Raw genomic sequence first — 18409 nt, 5'->3', positions numbered from 1 at the left:
GTTCAACTACTCCCCCCTGACGAAAGATTGAAATGAGATGATAACGCTATGGAATTCAAGGACTATTATACCATTTTAGGGGTCAAACCATCAGATGACATCAAGGCGATAAAAACCGCCTATCGTCGGTTGGCGCGAAAGTATCATCCTGATGTCAGCACAGAAAAAAATGCCGAGGCACAGTTTAAAGAAGTGGCCGAAGCCTACGAGGTGCTGAAAGACGACGAGCGCCGTGCTGAATATGATCAACTGCGTCAACATCGTAATGACCCTAACTTCGGCCGCCAAACCCAGCACGCTCACGCAAATGCAAATAATGCCGAAGACTTTTCCGACATCTTTTCCTCCATGTTCGGCGAACATGCGCGCGGCCAGCGTCAGCGCCAAAGCCGAGCCATGCGCGGGCAAGATATTGAAATGGAAGTGGCCGTCTTCCTGGAAGAAACGCTGGCCGAGCAAGCCCGCACCATCCGCTATAGCCTGCCGGTCTATAACGCCTTTGGCATGGTGGAACAGGAAATCCCTAAAACCCTTAATGTGAAGATCCCTGCCGGCGTAGGCGACGGCGAACGCATTCGCCTGAAGGGCCAGGGCGGCCCGGGGATAGACGGCGGTGCGAATGGCGATCTCTACCTTATCATCCGCATTGCGCCACACCCCATGTTCGACGTCGTAGGCCACGACCTGGAAATTGTGTTGCCGATTGCCCCTTGGGAAGCTGCGCTCGGTGCCAAGGTGCCAGTCCCTACTCTCAAAGACAGTATTTTGTTGACCATCCCTGCCGGTAGCCAAACCGGACAACGTCTGCGCGTTAAAGGGAAAGGCTTGGTCAGTAAAAAAGAAACCGGCGATTTGTATGCCGTGATCAAGGTTGTGATGCCGCCGAAGCCGGACGAAAAGAGTGCTGCACTGTGGCAACAGCTGGCGGAAACTCAGACGAGCTTTGATCCGCGCAAAGAGTGGAGTAAGCAAAATGGCTAACCTAAAAGTAACCTTCACCATTACCGAGTTTTGTCTGCATACCGGCGTGACAGAAGAAGAGCTAACGGAGATTGTCGGGCTGGGCGTGATAGAGCCGCGCAACCCGGCAACGGAAGAGTGGATCTTTGACGATCGCGCCTTGATCACTTTTCATCGAGCTCAGCAATTGCACCATGAACTTGCGCTGGACTGGCCAGGTATTGCCGTCACCCTGACGTTGCTCGAAGAGATTGAGCAGTTACGTAAAGAGAACAGCCAGTTGCACCAACGGCTGGCGCGATTCGTTACCAGGCCCTGACAGGGCGAAAAATGGCCCATAATATCGTCACCTTTTCCGCTCAGAAAAAGGAATTGCGCTGTAATATTTCCCCTGAGCGGATGGGTGCCAATGAAAATAGGCTTTAAATACTGAAAAATAAGGCTTCGCGGGTATTTTATAAGTACTGTTAATAAAGACATGTCATTAAAAACAGTATTGACACTCTTTTATAAATCCGTAGATTGGTAATCAACAGCAGCGTAATGATAGCAGCTGTTAATAGTAAAAGTGTTTAGTAAGTTGTTATTAAGTTATTTTGCGATAAAGGCCACGAAGTTTTTTAGTATGGGTCATCGATGCTGAGAAAAGTTACAGTCTTGCTCGATGAAGTTTTAAGGCCACGTTGTAAGTACCGACAATCGCAGGGTGTGTACCAAAACGCGATGATGTAAGGCCATGATAGAACTGTTTTTTGTTTGCGATCAATGAGTAAGACAGTGAAAGCGGATCGCAATAGAAGTGAGGCTATGCATCAAAGAATATATATCGCGAGGGGAGATGTACGAGTTGAGATGCCATACCTTTGATTATTTTGGTAGGCGGTAATGTGAACTGGTAAATATAGGGGAGGTTTGAGTTAACCCAATATTATCTGTGATTAACCTGTACATTTAGTGTAGAACTTTAGCAGTAAATAATAGTAAGTTCATTAATGTTAAATCAGAAGTCAATAGTACCTTAAAAGCCCTGGCTGCAACGGTCAGGGCTTTTATCATTTATGGCGACATAGCCAGCTGTTTGACTTACCCTGCTATTAGACGACAATCCCCCTCGACAATGTCCCCCCCCTGTTAGGCAACTGGGCCACTCTCACTTCGCCCACTGATTGATTTTTCACCTTCACCCGCCCCATATTTAGGATTTTTACCCAAAAGAGCACATTAAATGTAATGTTGTTAGGACTTATCTTAAAATGCAGGCGAGGATCTTTTTAGGTATGTGGCTGCCAGGGAAAAAGATGAGCGAGAAACAGCGTAAATCGGGCTATCAGGTTGAGTATGGGGAACAATGGAAACCGGAAAAAACCTCTGCGTGGTTTTGGATCCTGCTGATTGCTATTATCGGTATTTTGGTTGCCATTTCATGATGATAGTAGGCCAAGAATCAAAATGACTGCGGCTGAGGGAATACCTCAGCGGCCCACCCCGCTGAGTAGAGTAAAGCAATATTTATAGCTCGCAGTGGCACATGAAAAACTAACGTTGATTTCTATGGTTAAGCATTTTACCCATTTTCTCTGATTTATACTGCGAATAATTCCGCTGGGTTTCAGGGTATTCCAATTGGGATAGAATATCATTGTAAGCCTGATAGCAAGGTTGTCCGCGGCTGGCGTTACTGCCATTGAGCAGTTCTTCCGGCATCGCCCCTTCTTTGACTATACGTTTAAGGAACATTCGAATACCTTCAGAAACTGTCATCCCCATCTCTTTGAAGACCGCTTCCGCGCGCTCTTTTAAGTTGGTGTCAATTCTGGCCTGCACAATACTGTCGCGTGTCATAAAACCTCCTGGTGACATTTATCTCATCCTGATAAAGGCATTATTGCGCTGGCAGCGGCGGATAAACATAAGAATTACGCTCTGCTGTTTGACGCTATTGACGGTTTTTATGAAAGCAATAACCATATTGTGTGTAAGGAAAGGATGACAGAAGCGTAAAGCGGCGTTAGATGATCTGCCGCCATACCTTCACCGCATCGGAGCTAGCGCAAGTCGCGCAAACACCTGTCGAGCGATGATATTAATAATTCTATTTTCTTCAACCCGCTATGAATGTCTTCGACGCTCATTTTGGCCAATTGTTGGCTCTCTAGTATCACACAGGCTGCGGCGATTTCTTTCGCACAGACGGTTTGCGCGGAGCCTTTTAAGCGATGTATCGTTCTGGCCAATGCAACCCGATCGCCTTCTCTTGCCTGAATCTGAGCGACGACAATTTCCTTCATATTTTCTTCATTGGCTAAGTAAAGCAGGTTATTAATGAAAGAGAGATCGTTACCGGCAAGTAGAAACAACCGGTTAATATCCACATGGGCAGCGAGTGACGATAGAGAGTCACCTGGACTATTTTTATTTACGTCGTCTTCATGTATTTTTTCATTCAAAATATTCAATCCAAATTATTTCTTATACAAAATTCATAAGTTTCCATCATACTATTCAGTTCCAGCTTGGCCATGACTCTTCTTTTATAAGTGCCTACCGTTTTGTCACTTATATTCATCTGCAAACCAATATCAACCAGTCTCATCCCCTTGGCCAAATAACGTAGCACCTGTAACTCTTTCGTGGAAAGATTGGCAATAGCATGCTTGTCTTTATCTTCAGCCGGCTGCAGTGCGTGTTGCCGTGCCTGTTTCAAGGGAAAATAACCATAACCCGCGTTAATTGCCGCCACAGCGCTGTGCAGATCAAATAAGTTGTTTGCCTTACTGATGAAACCATCCGCCCCGGCACTGACACAATTTTTAATATAAAAAGGTTCGTCCTTTCCTGACAGCATCAGGATACTTCCGCTGAACTTACGCTTGCGCAAACGCTGTACCAGTTCGATTCCGCTGATAGAGTGAATGTCAATATCAACGATAACCAGGTCAGGTTTATGTTCCTCAATTAATGATAACGCCTCCAAACCATCACCTGTTTCACTAATTACCCTAAGGCCTTCTTTTTCCAACAACACTTTAATGGCAAAACGCGTGACAGGATGGTCGTCGACAACCAAAACGCTTTTCATCGGTAACTACCTCTTTATTTTATTCTATTCATTACGGCCCTGGACCACCCAAAAAAAATCATAAAAAAATATTAAATTTCAGATCAACGGTAGTACTGTTTACAATGAAAGCAAATCACATCCATTATCTTATATTAAACCTCAAAAATCATTCACCGTAACAATGAATCATACTATAGCTCCGAGGCTGCCACCACAGAGAAAACCCTCTTACCCTATGTTTTTATTGAGTATATTTAAAATATTAAGATACAACGCCCATTATTCTGCTCTTGTGAAGAGCATATCATTATTGCGAATCTGCCGCCTATGTACCCTGAAAAATGCGAGTCACTCACAATTTAACCGGTGTAAGGGAAACATTACACAAAACGACGCCAACGATTACAAAACATTAAGGTAACACTTACACAATTGAAAGGGTGTTCTGATGGGTTCACTCATGACTCAGTTATAATCTACTGCAACAATATCTCAACTCTCCTTACCCTCCTCATGTCCATAAAATTATTGTTTACCTCAATCTATTACGTTATCGCACAATGGATTAACAACAGATGCCTCATTTATCCAATATATAGTCTGCATATAGTCTTATAGTTATCGATGAATATTTATCACCATCGAATGAATCTGTAAAAATTTAAATGAATGTCTTCCTGCCGCCCCGCAGAACAAGAGGTGTTTTTTTGTTAGTAAACAATAGACTAGCTAATTGGTTTGTTCTGACACGCAAAAATAGCTCCGTGGGACTTGTTTTTTTGTTGGTGTTAACTCTTCTGGCGTTGGCGGTGCCGACCATTCACGCTGCAGAATTGACCTCAGAAGAAAAAGAGTGGCTTAGAGCCCATCCAGAGCTGCACGTCGGCACCTATGATGGAGGATTGCCCCCACTGGAAGATATGGTTAAAAACCAATTAACCGGTTTTGCTCCCGACGTACTTAACGAAGTCGCCAGTAGATTGAAATTGAAAGTAAAAGTGAAAGAGTATCAAAATCGTCTCGACATGATGCAGGCGCTGCAACGGAACGAAATCGACGTAGTCATGAACATGTCCCCGACGTTCTCTGGCGCCAAATATCTGCGCTACAGCCAGCCATACGGCGATAACGATCTGATCATTATCAGCGCCCGCGACAATCGCCATATCCTTGATCACTCAGATCTCGCCAAAGCCTCAGTTGCCGTCGTAACCGGTTCGCCTGAAGCTGCGTTGATTCCAGATGTGTATCCCGCGATCAGGCTACACGAATTCCCCAACCAGGCTGCCGCCATGCTCAGCGTCGAGCAAGGGGAAACCGACGCATTTATCGGCAATCGCTACACTATTCGCTACTATATTGCCCTTAACAAAAGCGAAGCCTTCCGTACCGTTGGCAATGCTTATTTGCCGTTGCAAACACTAAGATTCGCCTTTCCCCGTGAAAATCAGTTACTGGCCAACGCATTCGATGTCGCCATTACAGATATGGGTTGGCGCGAGCAACAGGCGTTATTTGAAAAGTGGGTGTCCCCCTTCCCCGCAAGATTACCCAAAACGGAACGCATCAACCTGTCGCCCGACCAAATTACCTTGCTAAATCAACTGCCCTATCTGCAAGTCAGCAATCTGGAATCCTACCCACCGTTTTCTTTTCGCAATCAACATGGCGAACCCAGCGGGCTGGTCGAGGATTATTTCGATCTGATACGCCGCCAGTTGCAGCTTAAATCTGAGCGTGTCAGGGTACGTTCACTGAATGAATTGATGCGAATGATCAAAGAAGGCGAGATCGATATGGTCCCCGGTTTGCCGCCTACCGCAGAGCGTATGCAGTTCTTAGCGTTCAGCCAACCCTATGCACGTTTTCCGTTGATGATAGCAACACGAAAAGAAACCAGTAATATCGAGGGCATTGAGAGCCTCGGTAAGGCGCGGGTAGCGATATCCGAGGACGCAGAACCCATCCCGACGCTGCTGCGCAAAAACCCAAAGTTGATTTTGATTCACACCGATACAGCTGAGCAAGGTCTGCAACTGTTGGCCGATCGCCAGGTGGATGCCTACATTGGCAACCTGGTGGTCACCGATCGCATTATTACCGAGCAGTACCCCAATATATTAAAGGTCGCGGCACCGACCGGTTATTATGCCGAGCTGGCGGTTGCGGTCACCAAAAAGTACGCCTACGTTATCCCATTGATCAACCAGGCCTTGGCTAATATCAGTACCGACCGCAAAGAGCAGATCCGCAGCGCCTGGTTCCCGATCACCTTTCAGGAAAACGTCGATCTTCTGATTATCATCAAGAGGATCCTGCCCGCCATATTGGCCGTCGGTTTTATTATGGCGCTGCTTATCATCGCCTACTGCCGCTTACGCAAAGAGACCCGCCGCAGGATCCTGGCCCAGATAACCCTGGCCGACCAGCTCAGCTTTCAACATGCACTGCTGGAAACCATCCCTTTTCCGGTATTAGGCAAGGATCACAACGATCGTTATATCGCAGTGAATAGCGCCTTTGAAAAACTGACCGGCCATGCGTCCGCACATATGTTGGGCAAGACGCCTGACGAATGCGGTTACATCGACGCCATCGTGTCACTGGAACGTGAGCCGGAAAACCGAGCAGCACTATCGGCCGAGGAAGGTATCCACCGCTCACTGCGCTATGCCAATGCCAAAGGAGAGCTACGGGAGGGATTGTTCTGGCTAAAACCCTTCTTCAGTGTTGACGGGGGGCCCGGCGGCAGCGTAACCGTGTTGGTTGACGTCACTGATATACGCCGCTCTGAAGAACGAGCACTGATCTCCGAAGCCCTGTTAACCGACGTGACCGAATCACTGCCGGTTACCGTATTTCAAGTCTGCCTATCGGTGGATGGCGATATGCGTTTCACCTACGTAGCGGGTGCCGCAGAAGCCACCTTCGGCTTATCTGCCGAAACCATGATGGCCGACCACAAAAGCTTCCACCAGCGAGTGAATGCCGAAGATCTGCCCATGCTGCAGGAAAATTTAATCCGCATGCAAGGCACGCTGGCCCCCTTCCAGAACGAGTTCCGTATGCAGGTCAAAAATAACCAGTGTTGGATACGCGTCAATTCAGGCAGAGGAAAACGCGAAAGCAACGGGGATGTACTGTGGGGCGGTTATTTTGAAGATATTACCCACTCCCGCCAGCAGGAACAGGCGCTGTTCGAAGCGAAAACCAAGGCTGAAGCCGCCGCCCGTGCCAAAGCCACCTTCCTTGCTACCATGAGCCATGAGATACGCACACCGGTACACGGCATTCTTGGCTGGTTGGAACTGCTGGAAAGAACCCAGTTGGATGATGAACAAAATAGAATGCTGAATACCGTGCAAAATTCTGCGCAGCATTTAACCCAAGTGATTGACGATATTCTTGATTTCTCCAAGCTGGAGGCGGGCCAGGTGTCACTGGAAAATTTGGCGATCGATATTCGAGTATTCCTGTCAGAACTGATGCAAACCCTCAGTCTGCAAGCGTTGAAAAAAAACCTGACCTTGCATCTTTATCTCGACAGTCGGGTCGCACAGAAACTGATGTTCGATCCGGTCCGATTGCGTCAAATTTTAATGAATTTTCTCAGTAACTCGCTGAAGTTTACCCGTTCAGGCCATATTACGTTGCAGTTAGTTCTCCTTGCCGATCAGCAAAGTCGGCAATGGTTGCGTTTCAGCGTCATCGATACCGGTATCGGCATTCCTGCAGACATGCAGCAGCAGCTGTTTCAACCTTTTCAGCAGGCAGAAGCGTCCACCACTCGTCGTTTTGGCGGTACCGGCCTGGGGTTAGCAATCTCCAAAGGCCTGGCGCAGCAGATGAACGGGGAGCTCACCATGCTCAGTCAGCCTGGTGAAGGTACCACCCTCAGTTTCGACGTTCATTTCGATGTTTATGCTCCTTCACCGGCGTTACCGGCGCTGTTAGGCACCCGCGTTACCCTATGGTGTGATGACAAGGTTATCACCCAAAACCTGCGGGAAATGTTGCTGGCGTTAGGCCTTACCGTCACCTGCCGGTCCGGCTCGCAGCAGACTGCGCTTATCCTGTCCGGCTGCGATCTGCTGTTTATAGAGGAAAACATGCTGGCAACGATTGCAATACCTACCGCAGCCCGGGAAAAGGTGGTCACTCTGAGTATTAAACCGCGGTCTGACAATGCTGCGGACCGGCATACCCTCAATGTCACGCCATTATCCTGGGAAAGAGTGCACAAACTTTGCGTCACCCTGTTAATCGAGCAAAAAAAACAGGCGACAAGCTCCATTGCACTGCCAGAAACAACCGCCATCGATACCACCCTAGGCCGTGAACATGCTCTGGCGAACGGAAGTTTGATTTTGGTTGCCGAAGACCACCCTATTAGCCGAGAACTGATCAAGCATCAGCTGCAAATATTGGGTTATAGCTTTGATATTGTTGAGGATGGCCAGCAGGCTTTGCTGGCAATAGAAAGCACAAAATATGGCCTGGCGATTATCGATTGCCACATGCCCTATATCGACGGTCTGGAATTAAGTCGTCTGATCCGCAAAAAAGAGGCTGCGAATAATAGCGCAAGGCTGAAGATTGTCGCGCTGACAGCGGGAGTCCTGGAAGAGCAAGAAGATCAGTGTATTGCTGCCGGCATGGATGCTTACCTGACAAAACCCATTGATATTAAAGGGTTGAAGGATATTCTCACCCGTTATATTGCGCCAAGAGCGGTAACCGCAACTGCATTCACTTCAGCTTGCTCAGAGGCGTCATTCAATATAGACATGGTCTCTTTGAATAAGCGATATGGTTCAGAAGAAAAAACCAGAGTGGTCGTGGGCATGATGCTTGGCAATCTGGAGCATGGGCTACATCAACTGGCCACAAGCAGTGCCTCAGCACAGCAAGGGTTGATCGTGCGTCATTTGTCATTGGACCTGGGTGCGCTGAATTGCCATATGCTGGCCACGCGGGCGACAAGATTGGAAGCCAGGCTAAATCAGGGCAAGGTGAACCTCACCGATGATCTGCAGGATTTCAAACGGGCCATTGAGCAGTTGATCATGCAATTGCATATGCTGTAGCTACTGTCGCGCCGAAACAAAAGCAATGCCCGGTGCCAACGGTTCTATTTTTAACTGATGTGTTCAAACATCTGCTGATAGTTTTGCCACGGGCTTTTTTGAGCTGCATGTTCGAGGATCAACCGCATGCGCCAGCGGGCAGCCTGCGGATCCTTGTTCTGTACCGCCACCAAGAGTTCACGATGTTCATGCACCGCTTCTTTGGTTAAGCGCACGTCGGCTTCCAACGTTTGTTTAAATGAAAATGACATGGCAGTGGCCAAAGCATTCCCTAATGAGCGCATAAAAGCATTGTGGCTGGCATCCAGCAATGCCAAATGAAAAGCGAGGTCGCCTTTCTCAAACAGGTATTTTTTACCCAGTTTTTGCCCCTGCCCCATGATGTTACAGGCGTCATTCAAACGGATGATGTCCTCCTCCGTGGCATGGAGGGCGGCTAACGCGGCAATGTTAGGTTCAAATATCAAACGCGTAACTAACAGCTGTTCCATCAATGAGTGGTCGAACCCTTTTTCATCCAGCCAAGACATGACGTCAACATCCAGAAAGCTCCACCGATCCTGCGGGTTCACCGTACTGCGTTTCTTCGCCTGAATATTAATCAGTCCTTTGGCCGCTAATACTTGCAGCGCATTTCGTACCGTGGTACGGGAAACGGCGTATTGTAGCGCCAAATCATTTTCGCCAGGCAGAGAATCACCGGCGCTCCAGTCACCATCCATGATTCGGCGAGATAATACGCTGATCAACGTTTCAGATATGCTGCAGTTTGTGGTTTTCATAGACGGCTGTTTCTTCTAATTAGTTTTTCAAGAAACAATTTTAGCTTATTCATGACATGATTATATTGATCATTAACATAACACATTGCCGATTAACCCAGGTGATTTTACATGAGAGCATGCGCTAACAGGCAGCCCACACTGGAGAGGTTTTCAGGAACAGTGGGACGAATCACGACATCCCGGAAAACAAAAATAAATAACTATTATTTTCAGCACATTAGAAATAAAATGACAACCATCAATACAATAGCCATTTAAATAACCCACCAAAAACGCCACAAATTTTGGTGTGATTTCAATAAAAATAAAGATAACATGACCAAGCCGGTTATTATAAAACGTTTGTAAAACTCAACCTTAGACACATAAAAACAACACAAAGATAAACACAAACGAAATAAAACAACATCTCTGCCATTTAACCCTACTACAGGCAAAATAAAATGGATAATGACCTTCATCTTTCAACCGTAAAGAAAATGAACCTAAGACTTATTCCATTCATCATGCTTCTTTACTTAATCGCATATATAGATCGCGCTAACATTTCAGTCGCCGCATTACAAATGAATGCTGATTTAGCATTAACCGCAGAAATGTATGGCATTGCGGCCGGCATATTTTTTGTCTCTTATATCCTGTTTGAGATCCCCAGCAATATTATTCTCACCCGAGTGGGGGCTAAAATCTGGATCGCCCGCATTATGGTCACCTGGGGGGTGATTGCCATGGGAATGAGCTTGGTACAAACACCGCTGCAACTCTACACCATGCGTTTTCTGCTTGGCGTGGCGGAAGCCGGCTTTACGCCTGGGATCATTTACTACCTTTCCTGCTGGTATCCGCGCAGCGACCGCGCGCGTGCCATGTCGATGTTTTATATCGGTGCGGCACTGGCTTCGCTCATTGGGTTACCAATCTCCGGTGCCATTCTGCAGATGAATAATGTGCTGAATATCGCTGGCTGGCGCTGGCTATTCTTGCTTGAGGGGGCGCCGGCGATATTATTGGGTATCGTGGTTTACTTCTACCTGGACAACAAGCCGGAAGATGCCAAATGGCTGGGGCCACAGCAGCGGGCCTGGTTGGCAGGCGTACTGACACAAGAAGCCAAACAAACCCCTACGCAGCAAGAGCATCATTGGCAAGCTGCGTTCAAAAACCGCAAAGTGTGGCTACTGAGCCTGATGTGGTTGTTGCAAGCCTTTGGCACCATCGGCATCGGTTTATTTCTGCCATTGATCATCAAAGGCGTGGTCAGCGAGCAAAGCAATTTCATCATTACCCTACTTTCCGCCGTTCCCTTTTTGTTCGCCTGTATGTTTATGTACTTTAACGGTCACTATTCCGACACCCATCGCGCCCGTGCTGTGCCATTGGGGTTACCGCTCATCCTTTCAGGCCTGTTGTTGTTGGCGGCAATTTACAGCACAAACATGGTAATAGCTTACGTTTTATTGGTTTTCACCATTGCGCTGAACTGGGCGATCATACCCATTTTCTGGGCAGTCACGACGGAAACGGTGTCCGGCGTAGCGGCAGCGGCTTCCATTGCGCTGATCAACGCCGTGGCTAATATCGTTGGGCTGGCGCTACCGCCGGTTATCGGTCGAATCAAAGATATGACCAGTAGCTATGATGCCGCCTTGATTATGGTGGCGATCGCCCTGGTACTGGGGGGAATTATCGGTTTACAAGTCGGACGTTGGAAACACATAGCTAAACTGCCGATACACCAAGATACGCCAGAACATTGAGGGGAAAGTATGGAAAACGTTATTTTGCAGATAGCGCCGGTGCCCATGCAATTGACTCAGCGCTTGCACCAGCACTTCACATTATTTAATGCTGCCCAGCTCACTACAGAACAACAGATTGAATTGATACCTCGGGTTCGTGTTTTACTAATCAACGGTGAAACACCGTTGGACGACACCACTATGGCGCGCTATCCCAATCTGCAGTTGATCGCCGTTTTTGGTGTGGGGTATGAACGTGTAGATGCTCAAGCCGCCTACAAGCGTAATATTCAGATTAGCAATACGCCGGGTGTACTCACCGACGACGTTGCCGATTTGGCCTTTGGGCTGATGCTGGCGTGCTCCCGCCAGATTGTCGGTGCACAGCGCTTTATCGAACGCGGTGATTGGGCTGGCCAGAGCTACCGTTGGACAAACAAAGTCAGCGGTAGCCGGCTCGGCATTCTCGGCCTGGGTCGTATTGGTCGGGCTATCGCCCGGCGTGCTTCGGCGTTTGATATGTCGGTAAGCTATCACAGCCGTACTCAGTACGCGGACTTTGCAGGTGAGTACTGTGCAACGCCGCAAGCACTGGCGGCGCACTGTGATTTCCTGGTGGTGTGCGCTCCTGGGGGAGACGGTAGCCGCGATCTGGTCAATGCCGAGGTGTTACAGGCTCTCGGCCCCACGGGGATTTTAATCAATATCGCTCGCGGCTCGGTCGTAGATGAGGCTGCTTTGGTGAACGCCATTGAACATAAGTTGATTGCCGGCGCGGGGCTGGACGTGTTCTGCGATGAACCGCACGTGCCAGCTACACTGCTGCAACGCGATAACGTGGTGATCACCCCGCATATGGGCAGCGCCACGGAAAGCACCCGCAGGGCAATGTCGGAGCTGGTTTACGAAAATATTAGCGCCTACTTTGCCGGCAAGCCTTTGCTTACTGCGACAGAAAAACCGTAACGGGCTCGCATCACCCTTCTGAAAATCAGTCTATCAACTCCAACGTCAGGTGAGCTTCGCTTACCTGACGGGAAGCGATACGGGCGGCACTCTCCGGCATTATAGGTTCAATCTCGACGCGTGCAGTAAAACTTTGCCCTTTGACCAATTGACCATTTTGCACAACAGCAAATACCTTACCGGGTTGCAACATCAAGCTGGATTCGGGTGCGCCATCAAGCAGTCCGGCCTGAGCCGATGATGCAACCTGCACATTCTGCCCATCCAGTTGAAAGTTCAGCAGTCGGATATTAACACTGCCCTGCTCACCGTAGCGTAGATCGCCATTGGCGGCACGATCACCGCGTAGCGCCAAACGCATCGTCTGGCTATAAGGACACACCACATTGAGGATCAGCGTGCGCTTGCCTGGCGTCACCGCATTGCTACCCGCCACGTCCTGCAGTTGCCAACGCGATTGGGTACCATAGTCGATTACTGGCGTGCCAGCGGACAAACTGCATCGCGTGTCCACCGGTAAGAATGATTGGGCCTCAGTAATACGGGTATCAATGGCCGAAAACACCGGCTGGCTCATTGTTAACCCCAACACCAGAGCCGTAAAAATTTTTCTCATATCATGTTTTCCTGTCAGCGGCATACTGCATCGGCAGTTTCATACAAGCCGCTGGTGCCAGCCTGTGCCGGTAATGAAAGGGGAAATGAACATATCGTTTTACCGGAAACCTGCACGTCCAGTTTGTTGGATTCAGCCGCATCGGAAATAAATACGCTCCCCTTGTTGCCAACTACGGTGACAAAATTGCCAGCCGCATCAAATACGCTAGCGCCGTAAGGCAAAGGTTTATTCTCGACATCTTTAACATCGACTAACACCCGCCGAGTGCGTATCACATGAAAATCGACATAACTCACTGAGCCACGTGCCGCCTCAGTCTCCTGCCAGGCATTGCTGATATCGACATTTTTCGCCAGGCTGCGGGTATCCACCTGAATGGCGGAACGCTTATATCCGCTAAGGGATGGCAGAACCGCATAACCGCGCCCATCAGTCCAAATTGGGCCTGCTGGAGAGTCCAGACGAACACCGGCTTCTTCTCCAACTTTAGCGATGCCGAAAGTATCATTGACACGGTAAGGAGAAAGCGTAATGCCGTGGGGGTGAGCCACAATGGCTCCCGAGGCACGTGCCGACCAAGACGTGTAGTTGTCCGAATCCTGGCTTATGCTGCCGCTTAGCTGGCTGACCGGAGTAACCTTATCGATGCTGCCGGTAGCGGATGTGCGCCGATTGCGGAAATCACGTTCGCTGGAGAGGCTCCATCCCCCGTCCTGTTGGCCGCGATCGCTATAACGCATTCCGCCGCGGCTGCCGTTACGTGAGCTGTTATTAAGGTAGCTGCTGATGCTGCGGCTGTCGCCAAATGGGATATTGACCGTGATATACAGGCGAGTTTCCGCATCGCTGTTGCGGCTGCCGGTATCGTGATCCAGGGTGGCACCAAGGTAAACGCGATTAAACTGTTTACTCCAACCGCCGCGTACGTAATTTGTGGCATCGCCAGCAAAGGTGCTGCTGCGGGCCCAAGACAAAGACAGGTTGCCGAGGCTTGCCAGCGACCAACTGATGCCACCGCCATACTGGTTTCTGTTGCGACCGGCAGTATCCAAACTATCGGTTTGCAGTGCATCACTTAAATCTCGATAGCCAGACGTTTGTTGAACGGCATTGACGCTAACCCCAATGCGCTCTGTTAGCTTATGGCTTAACACTGCAGTAGCCGATAGCCCCTTGTTGCCGTGGGTATCGTCCTGCGCGGCAGTGGTTTGCATAGAAAGAAACGTAGCATCAAACAGCTGACTATCCACACCTACGGCGGCTGCGCGATAAGGTGAAGAACCGAGCAACCCCGCGTTGAGGGCCGTGTAGGGATTAAGCACCCAACCGTTAGCCAGAGTACCGATCAACGGTGCTTCGCTGCTACCTTGCTGATCAAGCTTACCGATGCCAAATGACATTCCTGGAGCAACAGCAGGCCCATTCATCAACAGGGTGGAAGCGGGTACGGAAAACTGGCGCTTCTCACCGTTGCCGCCAGTTACCGTCACTAACAGATCGGAACGGGTATTTAGCAACGAGAACCCCTGCAGGCGAAATGGCCCGGCAGGCACGGTAGTGCTATAAACCAACACGCCAGATTGACGGACTTCCACTACCGATTGACTATCAGCAATGCCTTCGACCAGTCCCGCTCCACCGCGACTACTTTGCAGTGCGGCCTCCGGGAACACCTGGAGCCCCAACACCTGCCCCGTGCCAAACATCGAGTTGGACAAACTAACCTGCCCGGCCTGAAATACCTTTTTAATCCCCGAGAAAGTGCGCTGCGCATAAGCTGCCTGATGCTGCATTTGATCTTTGCCATTGAAACGGGAAAAAGTCTGTTGGCTACGAACAATCCAGTCGCTGATATTAAAGCCGGCCTCCGTCCCCAATTGCATAAAGTTCGTACCCGCAGAGGCTCCGGCAGAATCCATATACTGTGCATCGTAATTCAGCATGCCGGCAAAGCCGCCGTGGTTCCAACTCCCTCTATCCACATCGGGAGCGATCACTGCTTCTGGAGGTAACACCACATCAACCCTAGCCTCGCCCGGTTCAAGGTTCACTTCGGTTTGAGGCCAGGCAGTTTTCAGATCAAAACAGGCGATTTTCTTACTGTAACCAGGTGGTGATATCAGGCCGGCCTCTTTCTGAAAGGCCTCATCGGCACACAACTTTCCGCTCTGATCAAAACGAACTTTAACCTTACCCCGGGCGTTGCCATTAATCGTCAAGGCCACAGTGGATTCACCAGGCAAAAAACGTGGCGACTGACGAAACCACTCGGCAAGCTTAGGATCAATGCCTCGCGCCAACATTGCCTGGTGATCAAACTCAACATCATCCGCTCGTTCATCCGGCACAGCAGCCAACACAGGCGAAGTCGTGGCCAATGCAGCCAACAGAGCCAATGACAGAACTGAAAGTGTTGGCCATACGTTAACGTGATCGTCGTGTCGCATCAGCCCCACCGTCAATGGCTTAATTCAGCATCATAGCTGTTGACGGTATAGCCCCAAGTGGTGGCCGGAGAAATTCGAACCTGCTGACCGACGCCAGCTTTCTTGCCACCGTCAGGTGTAAGCGTGAACGTTTGGCCTGGTAAAACATAACTGTTAGGCAGCATCCAGTGGGTATTGTCCGGTAGCGTTGTCACCCCCTGCCCCAGCCGCACTACGTAAGGCGATGGATTATTAACCATTAAGCTGTTGCCGCTTTGCTTCCAGACCAGTCGCTTCCAGGGGGCTGGGTCTCTTTCCAATCCTGTAGGACGGATAATAACCGGCAGGTTTTGACGCACTGTCATGCGCACTTCATTTTTACCTTTTTGCTGCGGCGGCACACCTTCAAAAATGACGCGTGTCAGACGTTCAGTTGTCAGCGGCGTTTTGTTGGTCAGAATAAAACGTACGCGCTGGGTTTTACCTGGCTCAACGCGCGCCGCTGGCGGGGTAACACTCACCAGGGTTTCAGGATCATCTTTGATATTTTCCAGCGTGGTCAACAGCAATACCGGAAAGCCATCGGTATTTTTAATGTTAATTGCACCTTCGCCATCATCTTGTTCGACCACCACTACTGAAGTCTCAGGCACCATACCGGTTGCATGGCTGCTGGCAGAAAATAGCAGCAAGGAAACCGCCCCAATATTAAACAGGGAAGAAAGGGTCATTATTTTCACCATTCGTATTAAAAAGGGCCGTTGCTGAGGGTACATCCGATACAGCGGCCAAAGGGGCAAAAAGGCCCCGTCGGAGGGCGGGGCAATGGCCGAGCGCACACGCCCGGCTAAAAGGAGTTAAAGGTAAACAAGCTCGATAGTGGACGACCCGTTTAACTGCACAGGTTTGGTCAGGTCCAAATCGGAAGCTTTATTGATATAGGCTCGTACCGTTACTTTACCGGTGAGTTTTTGGAAGGCGACAGGTTCGGAGGCACCACTGGTAGCCCAAGATACCTGACGAACGGCAGTGTCATTATATAAAACACCCTCGCCGCCTTTTGTCCAAGAGGCTTCGCCAACGTTCTTATAGATACTGTCAACATTCTTGCTATCTGCAATCACGCTGCTATCTTCGATTTTGATGACATATCCCCCGATACGATGGGTGCCATCAAGCCCCAACCCCACAATAGGCACATTACTTTTGCCAAAGATATTAACCAGACTGGCGCCACCGGCCCCATCGGTAGTCGCCCCCGCCACGGTATTTGGACGGTTATTAGTGGCTTTCAGAGCCACTTTCGCTGGGGCTGCACAACTGATGGAAAGATCCAACTGCTTCTCATCCAAAGCAGTAAATTCGTCCAGCGACAGCGACCCTGCTTTAATTGTGCCGTAATCAATAGTGCCCCCACCGGAGACCATTGGCGTACAGGCCGCAGGCGTAATAGTCCCTATGACCTTTACATCTATACTTGCGGCGAGAACTGGCAGAGAAGTGGCTGCCAATACGGCCAACACACAGAGATTTACTTTTGTCTTATTCATCATAAAATGATTCCTTTCTTCATATCGAAAATATGTATTGCAGGCCAATAAATTAACAATTGCCACCATCAACCATTATAAAGTCAATATATACAAGAAAATTAACTCAATAAGGAATTAAAATTAAAAAACCATATGGAAGCATCACTAATAATCAGCCCACTGAAATATCCTTTTCAGGAAACCAATATCGAGTTGAAAATATACCTTATAGGTACACTAACTCGATGGTGCTCAAGCCATCCAAAATAACCGGTTTGGTCAGATCCAATTCAGAAGCTTTATTGATATAGGCTTGCACCGTTAAGTTTATGGTTAAGTTTTTGAAGGCCGCAGGCTCTTGGACCATGCCCTGCATCCACGAAAGCTGACGTTTAACACCAACGCTATAGAGGCTACTATCTTCCCCCGTCCACTTCCCTGCACTCCCCCCTCGCGTGATGATTGGAGTAGTGCTACCGTCTGCTTTAAGCCCCGTGGCGCTGATCGCGTATCCCCCGATACGTGCTGAGTTACTGAGCCCAAGACCTACAACTGCCGTTGCTCCACTCACTAAACCACTAACAGGAGAAAGACCCGCACCAGATACCGCATCTTCAGTATCAACGCCAGCCAGCGTATTCGGACGACCATTCTTCGTCTCTAGCGCCAACTTCACCGGTGCATCGCAAGCAATGGTTAAATCCAACTCTTTTTTTTCTAACTTAGTGTAAGCATCCAACGTCAAAGAATCAGATTTGATAATGCCATAATCAACGGTACCATCACTGGTCAACGTAGGAGTACAGCCGGATGGCGTAACGCTACCGGTAACCTTTACTTCTATATCTTTTGCCAACGAAGGCAAAGATGTGATTGTCAACACGGCCAACGCACAGGCGGTTATTTGCATTTTTTTCATTCGGATATTGCTCCTTTTCCCTAAGTCAAATAGCGGATATTTTCGCCAGTCCCATTTGAGGCAGAGTATGACAAGATATTTACAAAGTTAAAAACGAAACCAACACACAAAATCAAATACGATTGAAAACATCAATCTTGTAATACAATCAATTGTTCCTAATGAAAAAAAACATAAAACAGCCATTTTTATGGGATTTAATTCTGATTTTTTATACTTTTCAGTCTATGAGACCAGAATCATCGTGCTTGCGACATAAAATCGCAGAGCCGTCCTGGGCTCACCACAGCGGCGTGAACGTGAAAAGTGTCAGAT

At 48.8% G+C, this 18409-nt stretch carries 15 protein-coding genes; 6 read left to right on the top strand and 9 right to left on the bottom strand.

The annotated features are described in order from the left end of the window. The first annotated feature begins 48 nt into the window (after positions 1 to 48). The 3 genes from cbpA to AAZT04_RS16810 all read left to right on the top strand — a co-directional run bounded on the left by cbpA (position 49) and on the right by AAZT04_RS16810 (position 2387). Entirely contained in the window at positions 49 to 981 is a 933-nt protein-coding gene (gene cbpA, locus AAZT04_RS16820) for a curved DNA-binding protein (protein ID WP_020828438.1), read from the top strand. After that, entirely contained in the window at positions 974 to 1279 is a 306-nt protein-coding gene (cbpM, locus tag AAZT04_RS16815; RefSeq protein ID WP_020828439.1) for a chaperone modulator CbpM, read from the top strand. The genes cbpA and cbpM overlap by 8 nt, the downstream gene beginning before the upstream one ends. Positions 1280 to 2258: 979 nt before the next feature. Beyond that, on the top strand, positions 2259 to 2387 hold the full coding sequence (locus AAZT04_RS16810) for a hypothetical protein (RefSeq protein ID WP_020828440.1): 129 nt from the start codon (positions 2259 to 2261) through the stop codon (positions 2385 to 2387). Positions 2388 to 2496: 109 nt separating this feature from the next. Here AAZT04_RS16810 and AAZT04_RS16805 read toward each other — a convergent pair whose 3' ends face one another. The 3 genes from AAZT04_RS16805 to AAZT04_RS16795 all read right to left on the bottom strand — a co-directional run bounded on the left by AAZT04_RS16805 (position 2497) and on the right by AAZT04_RS16795 (position 4039). Beyond that, positions 2497 to 2802: a type II toxin-antitoxin system RelB/DinJ family antitoxin gene (locus AAZT04_RS16805; RefSeq protein WP_434681016.1), complete on the bottom strand. Its 306-nt coding sequence runs from the start codon at positions 2800 to 2802 to the stop codon at positions 2497 to 2499. Positions 2803 to 3005: 203 nt separating this feature from the next. After that, positions 3006 to 3416: an Hpt domain-containing protein gene (locus AAZT04_RS16800; protein WP_048760744.1), complete on the bottom strand. Its 411-nt coding sequence runs from the start codon at positions 3414 to 3416 to the stop codon at positions 3006 to 3008. Then, positions 3413 to 4039, bottom strand: a complete 627-nt coding sequence (locus tag AAZT04_RS16795; RefSeq protein WP_020828443.1) for a response regulator — start codon at positions 4037 to 4039, stop codon at positions 3413 to 3415. The genes AAZT04_RS16800 and AAZT04_RS16795 overlap by 4 nt, the downstream gene beginning before the upstream one ends. A gap of 767 nt (positions 4040 to 4806) precedes the next feature. Here AAZT04_RS16795 and AAZT04_RS16790 point away from each other — a divergent pair. Then, a complete protein-coding gene (locus AAZT04_RS16790) occupies positions 4807 to 9108 on the top strand; it encodes a transporter substrate-binding domain-containing protein (protein WP_434681083.1) in 4302 nt (1433 codons plus the stop codon). A gap of 50 nt (positions 9109 to 9158) precedes the next feature. Here the strand turns inward: AAZT04_RS16790 and AAZT04_RS16785 are convergent, their stop codons facing one another. After that, on the bottom strand, positions 9159 to 9890 hold the full coding sequence (locus AAZT04_RS16785; protein WP_020828444.1) for a FadR/GntR family transcriptional regulator: 732 nt from the start codon (positions 9888 to 9890) through the stop codon (positions 9159 to 9161). Positions 9891 to 10336: 446 nt separating this feature from the next. On the opposite strand from AAZT04_RS16785, the gene AAZT04_RS16780 reads away from it, so the two are divergent. Next, positions 10337 to 11650 carry an MFS transporter gene (locus AAZT04_RS16780; protein WP_048760738.1) on the top strand — a complete coding sequence of 438 codons (1314 nt, stop codon included), beginning with the start codon at positions 10337 to 10339 and terminating at the stop codon, positions 11648 to 11650. Between the two features lie 9 nt (positions 11651 to 11659). Next, entirely contained in the window at positions 11660 to 12598 is a 939-nt protein-coding gene (locus tag AAZT04_RS16775) for a 2-hydroxyacid dehydrogenase (RefSeq protein ID WP_129941040.1), read from the top strand. Between the two features lie 25 nt (positions 12599 to 12623). Here the strand turns inward: AAZT04_RS16775 and AAZT04_RS16770 are convergent, their stop codons facing one another. The 5 genes from AAZT04_RS16770 to AAZT04_RS16750 form a co-directional block, all read right to left on the bottom strand. Further along, complete coding sequence (locus AAZT04_RS16770; protein WP_048760733.1) at positions 12624 to 13214, bottom strand: hypothetical protein; 591 nt, start codon at positions 13212 to 13214, stop codon at positions 12624 to 12626. 14 nt (positions 13215 to 13228) lie between these two features. Next, positions 13229 to 15664, bottom strand: coding sequence for a fimbria/pilus outer membrane usher protein (locus tag AAZT04_RS16765; RefSeq protein ID WP_261138896.1), 2436 nt, complete (start codon positions 15662 to 15664; stop codon positions 13229 to 13231). 11 nt (positions 15665 to 15675) lie between these two features. Then, positions 15676 to 16374: a fimbria/pilus chaperone family protein gene (locus tag AAZT04_RS16760; protein ID WP_020828449.1), complete on the bottom strand. Its 699-nt coding sequence runs from the start codon at positions 16372 to 16374 to the stop codon at positions 15676 to 15678. A gap of 126 nt (positions 16375 to 16500) precedes the next feature. Next, the gene (locus AAZT04_RS16755) at positions 16501 to 17196 is read right to left on the bottom strand and encodes a DUF1120 domain-containing protein (RefSeq protein ID WP_020828450.1); all 696 of its coding nucleotides are present in this window, start codon (positions 17194 to 17196) and stop codon (positions 16501 to 16503) included. A 205-nt stretch (positions 17197 to 17401) separates the two neighbouring features. Then, positions 17402 to 18094, bottom strand: a complete 693-nt coding sequence (locus AAZT04_RS16750) for a DUF1120 domain-containing protein (RefSeq protein ID WP_020828451.1) — start codon at positions 18092 to 18094, stop codon at positions 17402 to 17404. Positions 18095 to 18409 lie beyond the last annotated feature (315 nt).

The organism is Serratia sp. Je.1.23.a (assembly GCF_051129805.1).
Classification (GTDB): Bacteria; Pseudomonadota; Gammaproteobacteria; order Enterobacterales; family Enterobacteriaceae; genus Serratia; species Serratia liquefaciens.
Note: the sequence above shows the minus strand (reverse complement) of the source record. Positions and strands in the feature narration are given on the sequence as shown.